This window comes from Paenibacillus sp. SEL1, assembly GCF_054602535.1.
Genome location: NZ_CM137723.1, coordinates 1,856,247 through 1,874,326, shown reverse-complemented (window position 1 = coordinate 1,874,326; position 18,080 = coordinate 1,856,247). Strand labels below are relative to the sequence as shown.

The 18,080-nt window shown below is 44.9% G+C and carries 23 protein-coding genes; 9 read left to right on the top strand and 14 right to left on the bottom strand.

The window, feature by feature from the left end; translation table 11 throughout:
* Positions 1-39: 39 nt before the first annotated feature.
* Positions 40-1,026, top strand: coding sequence for an aldo/keto reductase (locus ACYCSE_RS08615; protein ID WP_250266993.1), 987 nt, complete (start codon positions 40-42; stop codon positions 1,024-1,026).
* 148 nt (positions 1,027-1,174) lie between these two features.
* Here ACYCSE_RS08615 and ACYCSE_RS08610 read toward each other — a convergent pair whose 3' ends face one another.
* The 7 genes from ACYCSE_RS08610 to ACYCSE_RS08580 form a co-directional block, all read right to left on the bottom strand.
* Positions 1,175-1,474 carry a spore coat protein gene (locus ACYCSE_RS08610; protein ID WP_025719163.1) on the bottom strand — a complete coding sequence of 100 codons (300 nt, stop codon included), beginning with the start codon at positions 1,472-1,474 and terminating at the stop codon, positions 1,175-1,177.
* Positions 1,471-1,680 (bottom strand): hypothetical protein, encoded by a 210-nt coding sequence (locus tag ACYCSE_RS08605; protein ID WP_061829795.1) that lies wholly within the window; start codon positions 1,678-1,680, stop codon positions 1,471-1,473. The genes ACYCSE_RS08610 and ACYCSE_RS08605 overlap by 4 nt, the downstream gene beginning before the upstream one ends.
* A 32-nt stretch (positions 1,681-1,712) precedes the next feature.
* Positions 1,713-2,849: a zinc-dependent alcohol dehydrogenase gene (locus tag ACYCSE_RS08600; RefSeq protein ID WP_250260059.1), complete on the bottom strand. Its 1,137-nt coding sequence runs from the start codon at positions 2,847-2,849 to the stop codon at positions 1,713-1,715.
* Entirely contained in the window at positions 2,846-3,226 is a 381-nt protein-coding gene (locus tag ACYCSE_RS08595) for a spore coat protein (RefSeq protein ID WP_250262153.1), read from the bottom strand. Before ACYCSE_RS08595 ends, ACYCSE_RS08600 begins: the two co-directional genes overlap by 4 nt.
* A gap of 41 nt (positions 3,227-3,267) precedes the next feature.
* Positions 3,268-3,519: a spore gernimation protein GerQ gene (locus ACYCSE_RS08590; protein WP_459702031.1), complete on the bottom strand. Its 252-nt coding sequence runs from the start codon at positions 3,517-3,519 to the stop codon at positions 3,268-3,270.
* Positions 3,520-3,691: 172 nt separating this feature from the next.
* Positions 3,692-5,230, bottom strand: a complete 1,539-nt coding sequence (locus tag ACYCSE_RS08585; protein WP_459702030.1) for an FAD-dependent oxidoreductase — start codon at positions 5,228-5,230, stop codon at positions 3,692-3,694.
* Positions 5,231-5,407: 177 nt separating this feature from the next.
* Positions 5,408-6,031, bottom strand: a complete 624-nt coding sequence (locus ACYCSE_RS08580) for an acetate uptake transporter (protein ID WP_069290703.1) — start codon at positions 6,029-6,031, stop codon at positions 5,408-5,410.
* A 216-nt stretch (positions 6,032-6,247) separates the two neighbouring features.
* Between ACYCSE_RS08580 and ACYCSE_RS08575 the strand changes: the two genes are divergently transcribed.
* From ACYCSE_RS08575 to ACYCSE_RS08565, 3 genes are all read left to right on the top strand, one after another.
* Positions 6,248-6,604, top strand: coding sequence for a nucleotide excision repair endonuclease (locus tag ACYCSE_RS08575; RefSeq protein WP_023991017.1), 357 nt, complete (start codon positions 6,248-6,250; stop codon positions 6,602-6,604).
* A gap of 108 nt (positions 6,605-6,712) precedes the next feature.
* Complete coding sequence (locus tag ACYCSE_RS08570; RefSeq protein WP_459702029.1) at positions 6,713-7,657, top strand: helix-turn-helix transcriptional regulator; 945 nt, start codon at positions 6,713-6,715, stop codon at positions 7,655-7,657.
* 67 nt (positions 7,658-7,724) lie between these two features.
* Entirely contained in the window at positions 7,725-8,246 is a 522-nt protein-coding gene (locus ACYCSE_RS08565) for a DinB family protein (RefSeq protein WP_459702028.1), read from the top strand.
* Here the strand turns inward: ACYCSE_RS08565 and ACYCSE_RS08560 are convergent.
* The 4 genes from ACYCSE_RS08560 to ACYCSE_RS08545 all read right to left on the bottom strand — a co-directional run bounded on the left by ACYCSE_RS08560 (position 8,179) and on the right by ACYCSE_RS08545 (position 10,779).
* The gene (locus ACYCSE_RS08560; protein ID WP_069290701.1) at positions 8,179-8,715 is read right to left on the bottom strand and encodes a Crp/Fnr family transcriptional regulator; all 537 of its coding nucleotides are present in this window, start codon (positions 8,713-8,715) and stop codon (positions 8,179-8,181) included. The two genes, ACYCSE_RS08565 and ACYCSE_RS08560, sit on opposite strands and share 68 nt — an antisense overlap.
* 36 nt (positions 8,716-8,751) lie before the next feature.
* Complete coding sequence (locus tag ACYCSE_RS08555; RefSeq protein ID WP_459702027.1) at positions 8,752-9,492, bottom strand: SDR family oxidoreductase; 741 nt, start codon at positions 9,490-9,492, stop codon at positions 8,752-8,754.
* A 30-nt stretch (positions 9,493-9,522) separates the two neighbouring features.
* On the bottom strand, positions 9,523-10,101 hold the full coding sequence (locus ACYCSE_RS08550; protein WP_061829804.1) for a TetR/AcrR family transcriptional regulator: 579 nt from the start codon (positions 10,099-10,101) through the stop codon (positions 9,523-9,525).
* A 132-nt stretch (positions 10,102-10,233) separates the two neighbouring features.
* Complete coding sequence (locus ACYCSE_RS08545) at positions 10,234-10,779, bottom strand: glutathione peroxidase (RefSeq protein WP_250260065.1); 546 nt, start codon at positions 10,777-10,779, stop codon at positions 10,234-10,236.
* 279 nt (positions 10,780-11,058) lie between these two features.
* On the opposite strand from ACYCSE_RS08545, the gene ACYCSE_RS08540 reads away from it, so the two are divergent.
* On the top strand, positions 11,059-11,787 hold the full coding sequence (locus ACYCSE_RS08540) for a YheC/YheD family protein (RefSeq protein WP_231109436.1): 729 nt from the start codon (positions 11,059-11,061) through the stop codon (positions 11,785-11,787).
* Positions 11,788-11,902: 115 nt separating this feature from the next.
* On the opposite strand, the gene ACYCSE_RS08535 is transcribed toward ACYCSE_RS08540, so the two are convergent.
* Positions 11,903-12,613, bottom strand: coding sequence for an SDR family oxidoreductase (locus ACYCSE_RS08535; protein WP_322171875.1), 711 nt, complete (start codon positions 12,611-12,613; stop codon positions 11,903-11,905).
* Between the two features lie 162 nt (positions 12,614-12,775).
* On the opposite strand from ACYCSE_RS08535, the gene ACYCSE_RS08530 reads away from it, so the two are divergent.
* Both ACYCSE_RS08530 and ACYCSE_RS08525 read left to right on the top strand, forming a co-directional pair.
* A complete protein-coding gene (locus ACYCSE_RS08530; protein WP_250260068.1) occupies positions 12,776-13,126 on the top strand; it encodes a winged helix-turn-helix transcriptional regulator in 351 nt (116 codons plus the stop codon).
* Between the two features lie 161 nt (positions 13,127-13,287).
* A complete protein-coding gene (locus ACYCSE_RS08525; RefSeq protein ID WP_165178164.1) occupies positions 13,288-13,776 on the top strand; it encodes a hypothetical protein in 489 nt (162 codons plus the stop codon).
* An 89-nt stretch (positions 13,777-13,865) separates the two neighbouring features.
* Here ACYCSE_RS08525 and ACYCSE_RS08520 read toward each other — a convergent pair whose 3' ends face one another.
* A complete protein-coding gene (locus ACYCSE_RS08520) occupies positions 13,866-14,606 on the bottom strand; it encodes an SDR family NAD(P)-dependent oxidoreductase (RefSeq protein WP_459702026.1) in 741 nt (246 codons plus the stop codon).
* Between the two features lie 157 nt (positions 14,607-14,763).
* Here ACYCSE_RS08520 and ACYCSE_RS08515 point away from each other — a divergent pair, with 157 nt between their 5' ends.
* The gene (locus ACYCSE_RS08515; protein WP_459702025.1) at positions 14,764-15,660 is read left to right on the top strand and encodes a LysR family transcriptional regulator; all 897 of its coding nucleotides are present in this window, start codon (positions 14,764-14,766) and stop codon (positions 15,658-15,660) included.
* A 102-nt stretch (positions 15,661-15,762) separates the two neighbouring features.
* On the opposite strand, the gene ACYCSE_RS08510 is transcribed toward ACYCSE_RS08515, so the two are convergent.
* A complete protein-coding gene (locus ACYCSE_RS08510) occupies positions 15,763-16,632 on the bottom strand; it encodes an AraC family transcriptional regulator (protein ID WP_459702024.1) in 870 nt (289 codons plus the stop codon).
* 316 nt (positions 16,633-16,948) lie between these two features.
* Between ACYCSE_RS08510 and rlmN the strand changes: the two genes are divergently transcribed.
* The gene (gene rlmN, locus ACYCSE_RS08505) at positions 16,949-18,046 is read left to right on the top strand and encodes a dual-specificity RNA methyltransferase RlmN (RefSeq protein WP_023991003.1); all 1,098 of its coding nucleotides are present in this window, start codon (positions 16,949-16,951) and stop codon (positions 18,044-18,046) included.
* Positions 18,047-18,080 lie beyond the last annotated feature (34 nt).

The following is an 18,080-nucleotide window of genomic DNA, read 5'->3' as shown; positions in this document are numbered from 1 at the left end:
AATGCGATGACTATTCTGATAATTTAGGAGTGATAGAAATTGAAAAAGAAACAACTGGGTAACAGCGACCTTCAAGTATCTGCACTGGGTCTGGGCTGCATGGGTATGTCCGAATATTACGGTGAGTTGAATGATCAGGAGTCGATCAAAACGCTTCATCGTGCGCTGGAGCTAGGGATAAACTTCTGGGATACTGCCGATGTCTACGGTGTGGGAAAAAATGAAAAACTGATTAGCCAAGTCCTGCGGAGCCACCGTGACGAAGTCGTATTGGCTACTAAATTTTCCATTATGCGTGGGGAAGATGGCGAATTCCTGGGTGTTAGCGGTCGTCCTGAATATGTAAAAGAGGCATGTGACCGCAGCCTGCAAAGACTGGGTGTAGATGTGATTGATTTGTACTACCAGCACCGTGTCGATCCGAATGTACCTATCGAGGAAACGGTGGGTGCGATGAGTGACTTGGTTCAGGCGGGAAAAGTCCGCTATTTGGGGCTGTCCGAAGCTTCTCCTGGGCTCATTCGACGCGCTCACAAGGTACATCCGATTACAGCGCTGCAAACGGAATACTCCTTATGGAGCCGGGAAGCGGAAGATGAAGTTATACCGACGTGTAAGGAGTTGGGTATCGAATTTGTGGCCTACAGTCCACTTGGACGCGGATTTTTGAGCGGGCAAATTCAGAAGTTTGATGATTTTGCAGAAGATGATTTCCGTCGCTCGGTGCCACGTTTCCAACCTGAGAATTTCCAGAAAAATCTGGACCTCGTGCAGCATGTTAAGGACCTTGCCGCCCAAAAAGGGGTCAAACCTTCTCAACTGGCGTTGGCATGGCTACTTGCGCAAGAGGGAATTGTACCGATTCCAGGAACCAAACGGGTTACGTATTTAGAGGAAAATGCAGGTTCCATCGATGTTGTTTTATCCACACAGGAAATGGAAGCTATTAACGCAATCATTCCAAAAGGAATGGCAGCAGGCCTTCGTTATCCGGCAGAGCGGATGCCGAATTGGCAAGCTGAATAATGAAGATAATGAGATAAACCCCAAAGCCGTCTTTCACGCGGATCGGCGTGAAAGACGGCTTTGCGGGTTTCATAGATAAGCAAGAACGTACTTTTTATAAAGCTAAAGGGACGTCCAACGAGCAAAAAATACGGCCAAAGTTATCTTTTTACAAAACGGGAGCTTGCAATGCAGTATTGATATTTTGCAGATCCATCGAAAGCTGCTCTTTTACGTTCCAAGGGTGATACCAGCCGCGTTCAATCATGTACGTGGAAATTTGCTCATGCGTATCAATAGCTTCATCCAGTTGCTTTGTAAGAATTGCCTTAATTTCTGGAGTTCCCGCTTCTGTTACGGCCATAGCGTAATTTCTCACACCGCTTTTGGCCGCGTTCAGAAAATCAGCTGCAATGACTTGGTCCGTTAAGGTATGCAGTCCGGTCAAATGCTCCAACAGTGTATTCATGGCTTAACCTCCTGTGAAATGGCTTGATCTAAGAGGGTGCCGAGTTCTTGTAATTGGCGGGTCGATAAGTCAACATCCTGCTGTAATATAGCTTTGAGAGTCGGATCAGAGATTAATGCTTGCATTGTTTTGGACTTGGTAAGACATACTGCTTTGAACGCTGACAGTTCATGGACTTCAAGGGTTTCATGCAGGCCATACACCATATGACGTTTACCTCCAATACTCCAATATATAGTTAAGGTTTAAGTACCACTTTGATGCAATTGTCTTGTCTGGTATCGAAAATTTCGTATCCACGTTTGGCGTCGCTTAACGGAATGACGTGTGTAACAACGTCTCCGGGGTCCACCTTTCCCGTATCAATCAGCTCATACATATATGGCATATAGTGAATAACGGGAGCCTGTCCCGTACGTAAATTAACATTTCGCTGAAAAATGTCTCCCAAAGGAAAACCGTTATATCGTCCGCCGTATACCCCGGTAACTTGAATGGTCCCGCCTTTGCGGACAGCTTGTGTGGCTATGACCAATCCTCCTAAAGCTCCACCGTGAAGTTTGAGACCAGAAGCCAAGGATTCCAGCGGAGACATTTTACCGCTCATGCCGGAGCAATCAATAACTACGTCCGCGCCTCCTTTGGTCATCTCCTTCAGGTAGTTGCCAACGTTTTCTTGCGATTCCACATTAACGATCTCCACGTGATTGGTGCGCTTCGCGTGTTGCAGACGATAATCCAGATAGTCTGCCGCAATGACTCGTTTTGCTCCTTTGAACCAGGCGAACTTTTGCGCTAACAGACCTACCGGCCCACAGCCAATAACAATGACAGTATCCCCCTTCTTCACTCCGGCATTATCGACGCTCCAAAATGCAGTAGTCATGGCATCAGCAATCAGGCAAAGCTTCTCGTCAGGATGTTCACAACTCTCCGGAATTTTGAAGTGAGTGAAGTTGGCAAAAGGCACACGTAAATATTCAGCTTGTCCACCCGGATATCCACCGGTTGTTCCTGAATAGCCGAAAAAGCCGCCCATTTCTCCATGCTCATTAGAATGATCACATTGGCTTTCCAATTGGTTTTTACAATAAAAGCATTCACCGCACGCTATGTTGAACGGAATGATCACGCGGTCTCCCTTTTTCAAGTTGGTTACGCCGCTGCCGACTTCTTCTACAACCCCCATCGGCTCATGCCCAATTACATAATCCTCTTGTAGATTCGGAATCATTCCATGAATGAGATGCAGATCTGAACCACAAATAGCGGTTGTTGTCAGTCTGATAATCGCATCATCGGCTTTTTGAATACTCGGGTCCGGAACATCTTTAACCACAACGTTTTTGATACCTTGGTAGGTCACTGCTTTCATGCCTGGTTTCCTCCCATATGTTCGTCCGGCGTGCGATCAAACATACCCTTGCGGGTGGTATCGTCTGGGAACAGTTTCATTTTACTGATGTCCACCGTCTTGTTGGCTGATAGTTGATCCAATTGATACTGCTTTTGCAGATCATAGGGATGAAACCATTTTTTTCGTACCATAAGATCAGTGATTTCCTGATGAAACGCGATGCCTTGATGCAATTGATCGCGCAACAGAGTTCTAGCATCTGGAGAGACGGTTTCCGTCAAGGCTATGGCTGTATTTCGAACCCCTTCCTTGACGCGAATAAGAAAGTCCATTGCAAATGTCATGTCTGCCATTTCTGGCATATTTAATGAGTTTTTTGGATCCACATAATCCATTTTAGCGGACTGGGTCTGATCTAATGTCACATCATTTCACCTCAATTTAAAATTGGTGTTGGTCGGAATTCTGGAACAGGTGCCTGGAACGGCGCTTTAGCATAGATTGCTTGCAGATCGGCAATAGCCTGAATAGATTGCTGAACATCTTTTTCCATTAAATCCTTTAGCTCTTGATCGAATACTAAGCCCTGCATTAATTTGGACTTGGCTAAGCATAACGTTTTGAAATTAAGCGCTTCGTGGATCTCTAGGGACTCATGCGCCGCTAATGTAGGCTGTTGGCTTATCATAGGATCACCTTTCTTTTATGATTCTCAAAGGTATGTTGTCCTGCGTAACTAAGTTTATTCAGAGCTATGAAAAGGTTAGGTTACCAAACGAGGGCGACCCTTTTGGAAGAACAGCGAGCGGTTCCAGTAAGGCCTGTGCTCTTGAGTCTCCTTAAGCATACAAAGGTTGGTGCTATTCCCCTTCAACCTTGCCAAGCGATTTTTTGGCCGGACCTTCAATGACTTCGCCTTGATATGAAAAGCGTGAGCCATGACAAGGGCAATCCCATGTTCTTTCCGCCTCATTCCACTCGACTTCGCAACCCATATGGGTGCATGTTGTGTCCACTAGGTGTAATGCTCCTTGTGGGTCGCGGTATGCGCCCGCTCTTTTGCCGTTCACCCGAATGACCGCCCCTTCGTCGTGCTGCAGTTCTTCGGCTTTTTTGTAGTTGATCCCCAATTTCCCAGCAATCAAATGTTTAGCCACATTCGCATTTTGAGTCACAAATGTTTTAATGTCAGGGTCCATATGAAATCTTGAAGGGGAGAAAAGATCCTGATACGGGCTTTCCTCTCTGGTAATCAGATTCGTATTTAATAAAGCTGCCGCTACACTTGTGGTCATCCCCCATTTTCTATACCCCGTAGCAACGAGGATGTTAGAAATGCTAGATAGTTCCTGCCCAATATAAGGGAGTTTGTCTAGTGTATATAAGTCTTGAGCCGACCAGCGATAAACGATCTCCTTTAATCCAAATGTTTGCTCTGCGAACTTTTGTAAAGCTTCATAGTACTGGAAAGTACAGATTCCTTGTCCCGTTTTGTGGCCTTCGCCACCGACGATGACCATCGGTTCACCGTTTATTAGGACAGAGCGAAGCGAACGTTTGGGGGTTTCCGCACTTAGGTACATACCACCCGGATAGGTTTTGTCCGTCTTGACCGCTAGTACATAAGACCGCTCGGCATGCAATCGCGCAAAATAAAGACTGTTTGGATCATTGAACGGAAAATGCGAGGAGGATACGACATAGTTGCAGGTGATTTTGTGCCCGTCGCTTGTATTAATAATGGAGGGGGTTCCCTTATCCACACCTACAACGGTGGTCTGCTCATAAATCTTCCCGCCTTGCCGGATGACTTGATTGGCTAGATACCTTAAGAAAGGAATCGGATTAAACTGAGCTTGGTTTTCCATCATAATAGCTGCTTTAGTTGAAAAGGGCAGAGGCGTATGTTCGACATAACTTCCCGGGATGCCAAGTTCCTTGTAAGCTTTATATTCGTCGTTGATTTTTTCCACATGCGTATCCGCACATGTATAAACGTAGGCATCTTCTTCTGTAAATTGACAATCGATATGATACTCTTCTACCGTTTGTCTGATAAATTGAAGAGCATCACGGTTCGCTTCGTAATAAAGCCGGGTTTTTTCCTTGCCAAAATGTGAGAGAAACTCGCTGTAGATCAAATCATGCTGTGCGGTAATTTTGGCGGTCGTATGGCCTGTCGTTCCATGAAGTATCCGCCCTGCGTCGACGACTGCGACGTTTAGTCCTTTTTTAGAAAGTAAATAAGCAGTGGTAATACCAGTAATCCCCGCACCTACAATGGCAACATCCACCTGAATATCTTCACTAAGTTTGGGAAAGTTGGGGATGTCAGTTGAAGCTAACCAATACGATTCGGGAAATTGCGGAAATATAGTACGAGATTCGTCTTGTGTCATTTTTACAAATACCCCTTTGATTACAATTTATGTATATTGTTATCATCGTGGGCTTTTATATTCACTAAACGACTCTCTTTAGTATTTTTTTGATACGGAGGGAGTGATGGAAAAGAAACAAAACCGTCCTTAACGCGGATCGGCGCGAAAGGCGGCTTTGTGGGTTTACATATACAGCTAAGGACGTGGCTTAAAAATGCCGAAAGGACGTCCGACGGGCAGGAATGTACGGCCAAAATGAGCATTCAGAACGGCAGCTCCTGTACCATACAGTGAGAGCAGACCAATGCCCATTTCAGCATAAGCGGCGATGGTATGGAACACCTCTGGGGCAACGCCAAATGCATCGAAGCTAAGACCGAGGAACAGAAAATCAATCAACACAAAAATAAAGAATAAAACCTTATGCGTCTCCATCGCTCCAATGGTCATGAAAAGCGTAAAGATGAGATAGCCCGCAAAGGCAAAGCCGAGCTGTTTGCCATCTACAGCAGATGCCAGCTCTGAGCCGAATACGCCCATTTTAATCATCCAGCTACTGGCTACGGCCAACCAGAAGAAGGCGTAAGCACCAAATGCCGTCATGCCGAAGGTGTTGTTATGTTTTGCATCCTGAATGGAAGCAAATAGCTGTGCAAAAGCACCGAGAAATATAGCCCAAGGGATGATGAAGCTTAAGCCTTCGGTGAGGCCAAGCTTTTGGGATGAAGCCACAAGCGTTACAATAGCCAAGCCAAACAGGCCGATCGCACTCGGATCGGCCGTTATGATTTTTACGTTAGAATGAGATTCATTTTGCATAAAAAAATAGAAGCCTCCAATAATGTTCAAGTACGCGTCAATCTGCCGATGCCAGAATCACACTGACATATTGTAACGGAAACCGACGTACTCGCATAGTAGGTAAGTTATAAAATTTCTACCGATCTGTCTTGTGATGGGGCAAGGATTATTAAATGGTGTTACCGCAAGATTTGTGATAATATTTACACCTATATAGAATGAGGAAGTGACATAGTGATTAATATAACAATTCCAACTCCGGATATCACGATTACCAAACAGGTTAACCCTGAGCTCAGCCATATTTACGGATTTACCGACTTTCACCTGATCCCTAGAGATAAGGCGGGTATCTTTATGTTCTACAACACACAGGAGGAATTGCTGTTTGTTGGTAAAGCAAGAAAGCTGAGACAAAGAATCAAAAAGCATTTTGAAGATACCGTATCGCCGATCAAGGACAAGCGGAACGAAGTAGCGATTATTGAGGTTTGTATTGTGGAAGATGCAGTAGAGCGGGAAATTTATGAAACCTACATCATCAATTCACAAAAGGCTAAATATAACGTCGAAAAAGTATTTTTTAAGTAATGGAGTAACTTCCATATGAAAAAAGAGCAATAAGTCGCAGTGACTGTACTGTCCTTATTGCTTTTTTGTATTTCTGCATTTTTGATCCTTCCAGAGAGGGGCCGTGACATGAATAAAACAGATCGTATGCTAGCGATCTTGCTAGAGTTGCAGCGTAAGGATATTGTACGAGCCGAGGATTTGGCAGCCATATTCGAAACGAGTGTGAGGACCATCTATCGGGATGTTCAGGCTCTAAGTGAATCGGGCGTACCGATTGTAGGAGCACCGGGCATTGGATATTCCTTGATGGAGGGGTACTTCCTGCCCCCCTTGAGCTTTACCGCAGAAGAGGCTGTGGCGTTGCTAATCGGAACGGATTTTGTCGAACAAAAATTTGATACAGACTACGGCATCAAGGCGCAAACCTCCCGCAGGAAGATTGAAGCTATATTACCGGAGAGCGTCCGCAGGGAAGTCTCCCGGGTGCGTAAGACCATCAGACTGCTCGCGGTGGGTGAAGGAGCAAACCATAGAGAGAAAACCTATTTGGAAACGCTGCGTCTCGCTGTATTGGAAAAACGGAAAGTACAGTTTGGCTACTCCAAAAGAATGCCAGAGGCTGACGGGAATCGTCAAAGTGTGCGTGTGGTCGCTCCTTATGGTCTTGTCCTGCTCCGTGGTTCTTGGGTGTTAATTGGGCAATGTGAATTGAGGCAGCAGCTTCGCCATTTCCGTCTGTCACGTATGGACGAGCTTATCGTGCTGGAGGACAGGTTTCAGTTGCCTGTCGATTTTCATTTGCAGGATTACAAGCAAACCGATGACCGTCATGTAACTGTTCGCATACTAGCACGTTCGGATATCGCAGATAAGGTGAAGGAAGCGAACAACTTTTATATGGAGGCCATAGAGGAGCGTGCAGATGGACTACATATACTCTTCCGCGTCAGACAGCCGGAGGAATTACTGCAATGGGTACTTGGATGGGGCGCGGATATGGTTGTGCTGGAGCCTGAGTCGCTCCGGGAGCGGATACGTACGGAAGTGGAAAAAATGTTGAAATGCTACTGACATAATGCTGTCAGTAGCATTTTTGTATAGTAAAGCTACTTTGATAGAGAGGGGCAATTATTAATATATGAATACAACTGAAACATTACAGCGTTTCGAAGAAACGGCACAACACTATCTTCTTGAATTGGACAGCTTTAGCTTGGAGCAATTGCAGTACACACCTCAGGAGGGTCAATGGTCGCTTGGACAAATGTATCTTCATTTGGTGAACTCTGCACTGTATATGCATCTTAAGAACATTGATCTTTGTCTACAGCCTAATGGGGAGACCGGAGTTAAAACGGAGGCAGGCACGGCCATTTTTAATCTGGGGAGCTTTCCAACAATGCGCATCCAAGTTCCACCATCCCCGCAGTACACTCCCCAACAACCCACTAGCAAAGAAGAGATTGTGGAGGGATTAAACGTCGTGATCCGCAAGATGAGAGAGATTGAGCCAACCGTTGGGAAATCAACAGGGCCGTCTACCGTCTCTCATCCCAGTTTCGGCGCGCTGAATGCTGGAGAGTGGTTTTCGCTCATCGAGATGCATTATCGTCATCATCTTTTGCAGAAGGAGCGCTTGAAGCACGCAATAGCCGATTAATCGTCTCCCGACGCAGCCCTATAAACTGGCCGATTTCCTCCTGCGTCAGCACGTCCGTTAACGTGGCGGGTGCGATGTAGGAGTGGAACCAGCGTTGAAGCTTCCGAAGCTTCTCGGCAGGTGACACCTCGGTGAGCTGGTCAATTCGTTGCTGCATCATGCGCAACTTATCCTGTAGCTGCAAAGCGATCTCCCGACATTGAGCTGGGTCTTGCTCCAGCTTTAGATACCATTCTTTTTGCGACAAAACCCCAATCTCAGAGGTTACCAACGCCACCGCTGTACCATAATAAGGATTGGGGCTGATCAGGGAGTGGTGCGGAATGATTTCATCGGGCACAATCACATTAACTAAAATTTGCGAGCCGTCTTCATGGACTCGGACAATTTTTAACAAGCCGCTCTTTAAGTGATATAAAGGACCCGATTCTCCTTGTCGAAATAAGGTCTCGCCTTTGTGTAATATCATGAACGTAAACAGCCTCCATTCCATGTATTCCAGCTTTTAGATAAACCCGCCATTGACGCGGATCGTCTGCCCGGTAACCCACTGTGATTTGGCGCTGACCAGGAACTCAATCACATCAGCGATATCTTCCGGTTCGCCGAGCCGACCCATAGCATTCATTTTTTTCATGCCTTCGATTTGCTGCTCGGTTTTTCCTGCTTGGAAAAGCTCGGTGTTCACAGGACCGGGAGCCACGGCGTTGATCGTAATTTGCTTGCTTCCGAACTCCTTGGCTAGCTGACGTGTAAATTGCTCCACTGCGCCCTTGGTACCTGCGTATACGCTATATGCCGGGAACATTTGTCCGATCACGGATGTGGACAGGTTCACGATTCTTCCGTAGTTCTCCATATATTTCATGGCTTGCTGACAGGCAAAGAAAGTGCCCTTTACATTCAGTGCGAATTGTTTATCAAAATCAGCTTCGGTTACCTCAGCCAGAGGTTGGGTGATCATCAGCCCAGCGTTGTTAACCAGAATATCCACTTTACCAAATTCAGTAATCGTATTTGTGAATAATGCTTCAATATCACTCATTTTTCCCAGATCAGCGTGAAGTGCTATGGCTTTGCCGCCTTTTTGGATAATGCTCTCGACGACTTCTTGGGCTTTATCCGTACTGCTGGCATAATTGATGACTACATTAGCGCCTAGATCAGCCAGTTGCTCGGCAATGGCACGTCCAATCCCTCTGGAGGACCCGGTGATAATTGCTGTTTTTCCGTCCAAATGCTTCATATGTGTTCAGCCCTGCTTTCCATATCTATTTTAAGTGATTCCTTTTTCTAAAAGCGTCCACACATCCGAAAACTCCTGATTAATCACAGGGCTCTTCCATTCGTAAGCATGAGCGGGGTGATGAAAACGGGCTGTGGCATAGAAAAGGGTACGCGCCAGTTGGGCTGGCTGATCTGATATGATGTCCCCGCGTGCAATGATATCAGCGAGATGATCCACAATGTGGGCGATATGCTGGTCGATTAAATCAGCGGCTTGCTCGGTGACCCTCGTATACATCTCGAACATTTCCTCGTCGTCGCGAGCATAATACTGTTTGAGTTCAACCAAGGTCTGTATATATCGTTTTAAATGTGGCGTTCCCAGTATAGATGAATTCTGACAGACCTCCGTTAACGGGCCAATAATCTTTTCATTCAGCCATTTCTCGGTCACGCCTTCAAGAAGCTCGGCCTTACTTTTAAAGTGTCGGTAAATGGTGCCATGACTTACTCCCAATACTTTGGCAACATCGGTTACGGAGGTTTTGGCTACACCAAAACGCCTAAGTGTGTCTTCAGTAGCAATGAGAATCTGTTCCTTGGTTAGCACATCTGAGGATTTTTCCATAGGGACACGGTCAAGTGCCGTGTGAGTCACCTCCTTGAAGTCAGGATAACACAAAGAGTATCAAATGACAAATATTTATTTTTGTCATTTGATACTCTTTTTTTTAAGAATCCAAAGAAATGAACAGAAAAACTACAATAGCGATTCGATGACAGGATCAATGGTACAGGGCTCTGTTGTTACTTCAAACCTTCCTTTTACCTGGCCATCGCGATCGACCAAGAATTTAGAAAAATTCCACTTGATACCGTCGCCAGCGTATATTTCTGGATACTTATCCCGCAGGAAATCCTCCATCCATTGACCGTCTTTGGTTTGGGTATCGAAGCCTTGAAACGGTGCCTGTTGGGTCAGATATTGAAATAAAGGATGAGGAGATGAGCCTCTTACATCCGTCTTCTCAAAGAGCGGGAAGGTTACTCCATGGTTAATTTGACAGAATCCCTGAACCTCCGAATTGCTACCTGGCTCTTTTTCATTGAATTGGTTACAAGGAAACGCGAGGATTTCAAAGCCTTGTTCCCTCCGTCTCTCGTAGAGCCTCTGCAGATCCGCGAATTGACTGGAGAAGCTACACTTGCTGGCTGTGTTTACAATGAGGAGAACCTTTCCTCTGTAGTCTGAGAATTCAATCGGTTTCCCGTTAATTGAGGTTGCTTGAAAATCATAAATAGACATGTTAACGTTCCTCCTCACGTTATTATTTAATACATCATATATCCAGAATTATTATTGGTCTAATATATTATTAGGATCAACTTTATAGGTATTTACAATAACTTCGTCTTGCAGAACACATTGTCCATCTCTCTCTTGAAATCAAAGAAAACTCGCCTTAAAGAAAGTAGGAGATTTGCCTCTTTCATAGCAAACTGTGGCATTCGCCGTTACCAAGATAGAATATAGATGCATATTCATGTAATGTGTGCAAAAACCCAACAGAATCGAGGGATATTCGTGCCCATTGGAAAGATGATTCAATACAAGGAAATGCAACAACATCCCATTTTACGTTCTCACTTGCCCGAAACCCGCTGGATCAGTAATGCAAGGACTTTACGGATGCTGGATACCTATCGCACAGTCTTTATCAAGCCTAATTATGGGAGTGGAGGAACTGGCATCATACGTGCGAAAAAGCTGGGGAGGAAATATGAGGTTCGTTGTGGCTCCAGTCGCAGAGTCGTTAGATCCCACGCCGTAAGAAGAGCAGTTAGAACCTATCGGAGACCTCATCGTCGTTATTTGGTACAGCAAGGACTTAAGTTAGCCAAGTACAAAGGTTCCATTTTTGATGCCAGAGTGTATATGCAGAAGCCGGAATCGGAATGGGTCATTTCAGGAATAACCGGTCGTGTCGCTGCACCTCGAAAAGTCGTTACCAACTATCGGAAGGGAGGACATGCGGCGCCGTTGTCCAAAGTGCTTTTAAGGGTCTTTAAAAATGACAGAATAAAAATGAAAGAGATTCTGGACCAGATCATCGAGCTTTCTAGAATCATTGCCGACACGATAGATAAAAATCATCCGGTTCGCGAGTTGGGCATCGATCTTGCTATTGAAAAGAGCGGTCAAATCTGGATTATCGAGGCCAATCCGCATCCCGGACATATGTTGTTCAGGCAGCTCCCCAATCACAAGATGATTCGCAACATTTTGAGAAACAAACGTCGTATTCATCATTAGGATAAAGTATGTGAAATCATTCATTGATAAGAAAAGGAGGAGAACGCCCAAGCAAAGATGCGGGAGCGTTCTCCGTTTTTTTTGTTAAATGACTGACGGATTTAAGACGAAGCTTTTATGTTAAAATATGTCCGCCATCCACATGAAGGACGGTTCCGGTCACAAACTGATTTTGAATCAAATAAAGTACACCTCGTGCAACATCCTCCGCAAGTCCAACTCGCTTTACAGGAAGCTTATGTGCGACCGTATCATAGAATTGATTACGCGTATTTTCAGGCATTTTGCTGCGGGAAGGTGTATCAATAATGCCGGGTGAGACGACATTCACGCGGATGGGAGCAAGTTCTAACGCCAAAGTTTGACCAAGATTCGAAACGGCTGCATTCACAGCACCGAGCGCAGAGGAGCCAATCATCGGCTTGTATGCCACCACTCCTGAAAATAAAGTAATGGAACCCTTGGTTGAGAGTTGGGAAGCCCCGTATTTAGCTGCATAATATTGGCCCCAAAATTTGTTTTCGAATAGCTTGCGGGCTTGATCCGTCTCCAATTGAAGGAATGACCCGCCTGATGTTTCTGCGGCGCTAACGATAAGATGATCATAGGGACCGACTTTTTCGAAGAAAGATTTTACCTGCTGCTCATCTGACGTGTCCAGCACATATATTGCAGCACGAGGGCCCAGCATTTCTTTGGCCTTGTGCAATTTATCCTCCGAGCGGCTGGCGATTACCACTTCCGCTCCAAGCGAAATGACTTGCTTAGCTGTTTCTAAACCGATACCTGAGCTTCCACCAATAATGACAATCTTTTTGTTTTGCAAATGGATTACCTCCTCGTATTAGAGAAAACATGACTTGCTACAGCGATATTGTATATGTAGTAAGTTTATTTAGGGAAGTAGTGATATTTAATTCATATAGTTTCCTAAAAGGAACTATTGTGATACCATTGGTTTTAACAGATGATTTTTGGAGGAGTTCCCATGCATGCCCAAGAACCTATTGAATTGACCAAAGGAATACCAGGCAAGCCGTGTCCTATTGCCCAAACACTTGATTTGATCGGAACGAAATGGACTTTTCTAATCATCCGTGATCTGCTTATCGAAGGAACACTGAGATTCAGCCAACTTCAGAAATCCATGAAGGGGATTAGTCCCAAAACGCTTTCTCTACGCCTGAAGGAACTTGAAGATAACGGCCTGTTAGAAAGAAAGGTATATGCCGAGGTTCCACCGCGAGTTGAATATTCGTTAACGGAGAAAGGGAAGCGACTGGAAACTGTTTTTATTGAGCTGAAGAGATTTGGCTTAGATTTAGAAGCAGATCATTGAGGGATATGACTGCAACATTCCGAGGTATCGTTGAGTTGAACGATGCCTATTTCTTATATATATAAAGGGAAGCGCTTACTATAAAGTTCACAGAAAGTTCACTTATGTGGAGGTTTCGACTATTTATATAATTACCAAGGTACACAGAAGGGATGATGGAATTGCCAACAACGAAGAAAGAAAATTTTTATTTTGGTTTAATGATGTGCTTGGGGATGGTCGTATTCATGACATTTTATAATCTATATACAAATGACTTGATTGGCACAATATCTCTAAAAGTAATGTTTCTTCAATTTATTTTATGTTTTATCATTGCTTTCGTATTGGAATTATTTATTGTCGGTCCACTAGCAAAGAAAATAGCCTTCTCATTACCATACGACAAATCTAAAAAGGTATTTGTGATTCTGTCCCTTTCATGCTGTATGGTCATTGGAATGGTTCTCTGTATGTCACTTTATGGATTGGGGACAGCTTACTTTTTTAATGGTCTTTCGGGAGATTCATTATTTAAAAATTACTTATCTTTAGTTTTTAAGAATTTTATTTTTGCTTTCCCTCTGCAGCTCTTAATTGTGGGGCCGCTTGTTCGGTACTTATTTGCTAAATTCGTGAAAGGTACACGAATTGCGGTATCTATAAGCTAAAACGTAGTCAACGACGGTATACGATAGCTCAAAAGCCGCCTTCTGTCTGAGAAGGCGGCTTGTTTTTTTACGCAGAAGTCTCAGTATCTTTAAAGTGTTTGTCCGCTGTCCACCGTAATAATCTGGCCTGTCATGGCTTCCTGTTCCAAAGCAGAGCAGATCATGCTGGCAATATCCTCCGGCGTAGAAATGCGCTGTAGGAGTAAATGAGGAAACAGTTGCTTCATTTGTTCTTCCCTGCCTGCCCACCATCTTGTCGCTACGGCTCCCGGCACGATGCAATTGACGCGAATATCCGGTGCCAGTGCTCGTGCTAAAGATTTGGTCAGTCCGTGGACGGCCGCTTTGGATACCGCATAGGGAAGAGAGGAACCTAGCCCTGTTTGTCCTGCTATACTTCCCAGATTGACGATAGCTCCTTGTTTACTACGCTTCATAAAAGGAGCTACAGCTCTGGCACAGTAAAACATGCCTTTTACATTTACATCAAATAGATCATCCCATACTTCTTCCGTGGCTGACTCCAGATCATCCATAGGAATATGATGTGTAATGCTAGCGTTATTCACGAGTATATCAATCGTACCGAATTGCTGGACAATCTGGTCAACCATAGTTCGAACTTCCTGATCTCGGGAAACATCTGCCTGTAATGCGATAGCACGTCCACCCTTTTCGAGGATCATACGTACCGTTTCCTCAGCATCGTTTTTAGAGCGGGAATAGTTTACGACTACCGTAGCTTTTCGATCTGCCAAGGCCATACATACGGCTCTCCCAATTCCTGTACCTCCACCTGTAACCAGTGCTACTTTTTGATGTAAATCCATATATATTCGCTCCTTCTCCAAACAGTTCATTTTGCGTCTGAAAATAATATGATCTGATATGTATCATTGTAGAGGATGTATTGTGTTCTGTATAATTGAATTAACTGAATTTATGATTCAATAAAATTGAATTAATTGTGCATATAGGAGACTGAGAATGGACATTAAAACGCTCAAAACATTTCAAATGATTGTGAATTACGGGAGTTTTATGCGTGCAGCGGAAGAGTTGAATTATGCACAATCTACCGTGACGATGCAAATACAGAAGCTGGAGTCCGATATGGGAATTCAACTGATCGAACGGGGCAAGAAAATAAAGTTAACTGAAGCGGGCAGGATGTTTTACGAGCAAAGTCTACATATTGTAAAGGATATGGAGCAATTGCAGGAAAATATGGACAATCTGCAAAGAGGAACCGCAGGCGACATTCGTATAGGAGTGACCGAACCGACTGCCAGTTATCGACTACCAGAAATTTTAAAACGCTTCTTAACCCATTATCCGAATATTCGGGTTTCTGTTGAGTTTGGGAATACCCCTACCTTAAGCGAGCGTATTCTCAAGGGGGATATTGACTTAGCGCTGTGTTCTACACCGGAGGTGGGCACAGAGCTATATTTTGAACCTTTATTTAAGGAGAATTTTGTAGTTTTAATGCCTGAAAATCACCCGCTTGCGGAAAAAGAAAACATTGGACCAGAGGATTTACAGGGGCATCGGTTGCTTATTACATCGGCCACCTGTCCATATCGTCGCAAACTTGAAATGGTCATGAAGGAATATGGAATAACCACGCTAGATACGATGGAGATTGGCAGCATGACGGCTCTGAAATTTTATGTGGAAAGCGGTTTGGGTACTGCCCTTGTGCCACAAATTCTGGTCAGTCCTATCCCGGCAGGAGTAGCGGTGAGGGAATTAAGCGGCAGCCTGATCGATATGACCTTCGGCCTTCTTTGCAAAGCAACAGACTATCCGCTAAGGCTGGCAAGCTCAAGGCTATATTCTGTGTTGAGGGAGGAGCTTGGGAAATGGTCCTCGGTGCATTGAGCTAGAGTAGCGAGTATGCAGGGAATTGTGTTATCTGTCACCTTATGATGTAAATGCAGTACGGTATAAAACCGACTGCGATACGCAATCGGTTCGGTTTGTTTACTTTTTCTTAATCGGAATCCAAACTTCACTTCGGTAGTCTTCAGCATGTGAATCTCCCATAGTATACACTTCTAGTTCCGGGCCGCCTGAATGCTCATAATTACTGGCAGGGAACCATTCGTGAAAAATTCTTTGCCATACCTTTTGGATCGAGTGAGGCATAGGGCCGATGGATGTAAACACTGCCCAGGTTGAAGCCGGAATGGTTCTGGATTCCAGCCCATTCGCGGTCGCTACGTCTTCGCTGCCTTCTGCGGCGATTAAGTAACTTAACGTCTCCTCACCATGTTTCATGTCCAAGCATATACCGAGTATATCGTCGCCTGTCCCCAAGGCATGAATTCGATCCGATGTACCATCCGCATTCAGTTCGTTCCAGAATTTTGGGATTTCTCGAAGATTATCGCCGTTCTTAGTGGTGACTTGAATGGACTTGCCAATGACCGTAAAGGCCGTTTTCTCTACAATTTTGTAATCCATTTCCTGATCTCCCTTCAACGATAGATGGAAGGTGATGCGTGGAAAGGCTTTCAGGTTTACCCCAGGGCTTCTGGCCTCAGAGGGAGAAATACCGTGTACCTTCCGGAACGCTTTAGAAAAAGATTCGGGGGAATCATATCCGTATTTGAACGCTACATCCAGCACCTTGGCGGAAGAAAGACTCAATTCCTGAGCAGCCAAGGTCAATCGACGTTTGCGCACATATTCTGCAACCGTGACGCCGGTTAGCATATGAAACATGCGCTGAAAATGGAAAGGAGACGAGTAGGCTGCCTTTGCAATTTCCTCGATATCGAGTGGCTGCTGCATTCTCTCTTCCATCAGATCGAGTGCGTTCTTGATCCGAAGCAACCATTCCAACCGCATCACCTTCCTTAGTTGTGATCATATCATTAGGAGTATCTGTAATCCTGTCTTTGCGTGCTCTTGTTGAACAGGTTCTGTCGCATAGTTTAATGTGGCTTGTACTTGGTTTCAAGACATAATTTCACGCTAAAATTTTGGAGAAACAATGTGCCTGCCCCCTTGTGTTCATAATTAAAATTTGGGACAATGAAAGAGGCGCTTAAATAGCGCAGATAGCTTAAACATGCTATGATGCAATGATGGTTGAGACGAATGGTGCGTGCTTAGTTTTATATAGAGGAAGACGAATTTGAATGTTTTGAAAAGAGGATCGAACATGAAAAAAGAATCCATTTATGGATTAACGCTAGATCAATTGACAGCATGGCTCATCGAGCATGGACATAAGAAATCCCGGGCATTGCAGGTATGGGACGCATTGTACCGGAAGCGGGTTACTGATTTTGCAGCGATGGCAGAGGTTCATGAGGATTGTACTCGCCTGTTGGCAGAGCACTTTTCCATTGAAACACTTGAAGAACACGTGAAGCAACAGTCAGCAGACGGGACGGTCAAGTTCTTGTTCCGGCTTCAGGATGGTAATTTGATTGAGACGGTATTGATGCGGCATAAGTTTGGCTTATCCGTATGTGTGACTACGCAGGTAGGATGTAACATTGGGTGCAGCTTCTGTGCGAGCGGATTGTTGAAGAAGAGCCGTGATCTGTCCAGCGGTGAAATTGTAGAGCAAATTATGAAGGTCCAGCTGTATCTGGATCAGGAACGTCCGGGTGATCAAGTCAGTCATGTTGTTGTGATGGGAATTGGCGAACCGTTTGATAACTTCGTGAACTTGTCCGATTTCATTCGGGTCATTAAGGATCACAAAGGGCTAGCGATTGGGCCGCGGCATATTACCGTTTCCACAAGTGGACTTGCTGATAAAATCATTGAATTTGCAGATTCCGACCTGCATGTCAATCTGGCGATCTCCCTCCACGCTCCGAATAATGAGATTCGTACTCGCATTATGAAGATCAACCGGGCGATTCCGATTGAGAAACTCATGCAGGCGATTGATTATTATTTGGATAAAACGAATCGTCGGATTACGCTGGAGTACATCTTGCTGAAGGATGTTAATGACGGTAAGGAGCATGCGCTCGAACTGGCTGAGCTGGTGGGCCATCGTCGTAATCTGGCCAATGTAAACCTGATTCCGTACAATCCGGTGGATGAGCATAGCCAATACCAGCGGAGTGAGTCGGAGTCGATTACGGGCTTCTATGATGTGCTGAAAAAACAAGGCATTAGCTGTAGTGTTCGGCTGGAGCATGGAGTCGATATTGACGCAGCCTGCGGACAGCTACGCAGCAAGCAAATCCGTAAGGATGCCAAGGGTAGCCGCAATGCGGAGCGCGAAGCCATTAGTTAAATACACAAGCGTACTCTCTAACAGGAGTACGCTT

Coding starts and splice junctions, on each gene's coding strand:
- ACYCSE_RS08610 (WP_025719163.1), bottom strand. CDS start 1,474: ATGAATACACTGTTGGAGCATTTGACCGGACTGCATACCTTAACGGAC.
- ACYCSE_RS08605 (WP_061829795.1), bottom strand. CDS start 1,680: ATGGTGTATGGCCTGCATGAAACCCTTGAAGTCCATGAACTGTCAGCG.
- ACYCSE_RS08600 (WP_250260059.1), bottom strand. CDS start 2,849: ATGAAAGCAGTGACCTACCAAGGTATCAAAAACGTTGTGGTTAAAGAT.
- ACYCSE_RS08595 (WP_250262153.1), bottom strand. CDS start 3,226: ATGGATTATGTGGATCCAAAAAACTCATTAAATATGCCAGAAATGGCA.
- ACYCSE_RS08590 (WP_459702031.1), bottom strand. CDS start 3,519: ATGATAAGCCAACAGCCTACATTAGCGGCGCATGAGTCCCTAGAGATC.
- ACYCSE_RS08585 (WP_459702030.1), bottom strand. CDS start 5,230: ATGACACAAGACGAATCTCGTACTATATTTCCGCAATTTCCCGAATCG.
- ACYCSE_RS08580 (WP_069290703.1), bottom strand. CDS start 6,031: ATGCAAAATGAATCTCATTCTAACGTAAAAATCATAACGGCCGATCCG.
- ACYCSE_RS08570 (WP_459702029.1), top strand. CDS start 6,713: ATGAATAAAACAGATCGTATGCTAGCGATCTTGCTAGAGTTGCAGCGT.
- ACYCSE_RS08565 (WP_459702028.1), top strand. CDS start 7,725: ATGAATACAACTGAAACATTACAGCGTTTCGAAGAAACGGCACAACAC.
- ACYCSE_RS08560 (WP_069290701.1), bottom strand. CDS start 8,715: ATGATATTACACAAAGGCGAGACCTTATTTCGACAAGGAGAATCGGGT.
- ACYCSE_RS08555 (WP_459702027.1), bottom strand. CDS start 9,492: ATGAAGCATTTGGACGGAAAAACAGCAATTATCACCGGGTCCTCCAGA.
- ACYCSE_RS08550 (WP_061829804.1), bottom strand. CDS start 10,101: ATGGAAAAATCCTCAGATGTGCTAACCAAGGAACAGATTCTCATTGCT.
- ACYCSE_RS08545 (WP_250260065.1), bottom strand. CDS start 10,779: ATGTCTATTTATGATTTTCAAGCAACCTCAATTAACGGGAAACCGATT.
- ACYCSE_RS08530 (WP_250260068.1), top strand. CDS start 12,776: ATGCATGCCCAAGAACCTATTGAATTGACCAAAGGAATACCAGGCAAG.
- ACYCSE_RS08520 (WP_459702026.1), bottom strand. CDS start 14,606: ATGGATTTACATCAAAAAGTAGCACTGGTTACAGGTGGAGGTACAGGA.
- ACYCSE_RS08515 (WP_459702025.1), top strand. CDS start 14,764: ATGGACATTAAAACGCTCAAAACATTTCAAATGATTGTGAATTACGGG.
- ACYCSE_RS08510 (WP_459702024.1), bottom strand. CDS start 16,632: ATGCGGTTGGAATGGTTGCTTCGGATCAAGAACGCACTCGATCTGATG.
- rlmN (WP_023991003.1), top strand. CDS start 16,949: ATGAAAAAAGAATCCATTTATGGATTAACGCTAGATCAATTGACAGCA.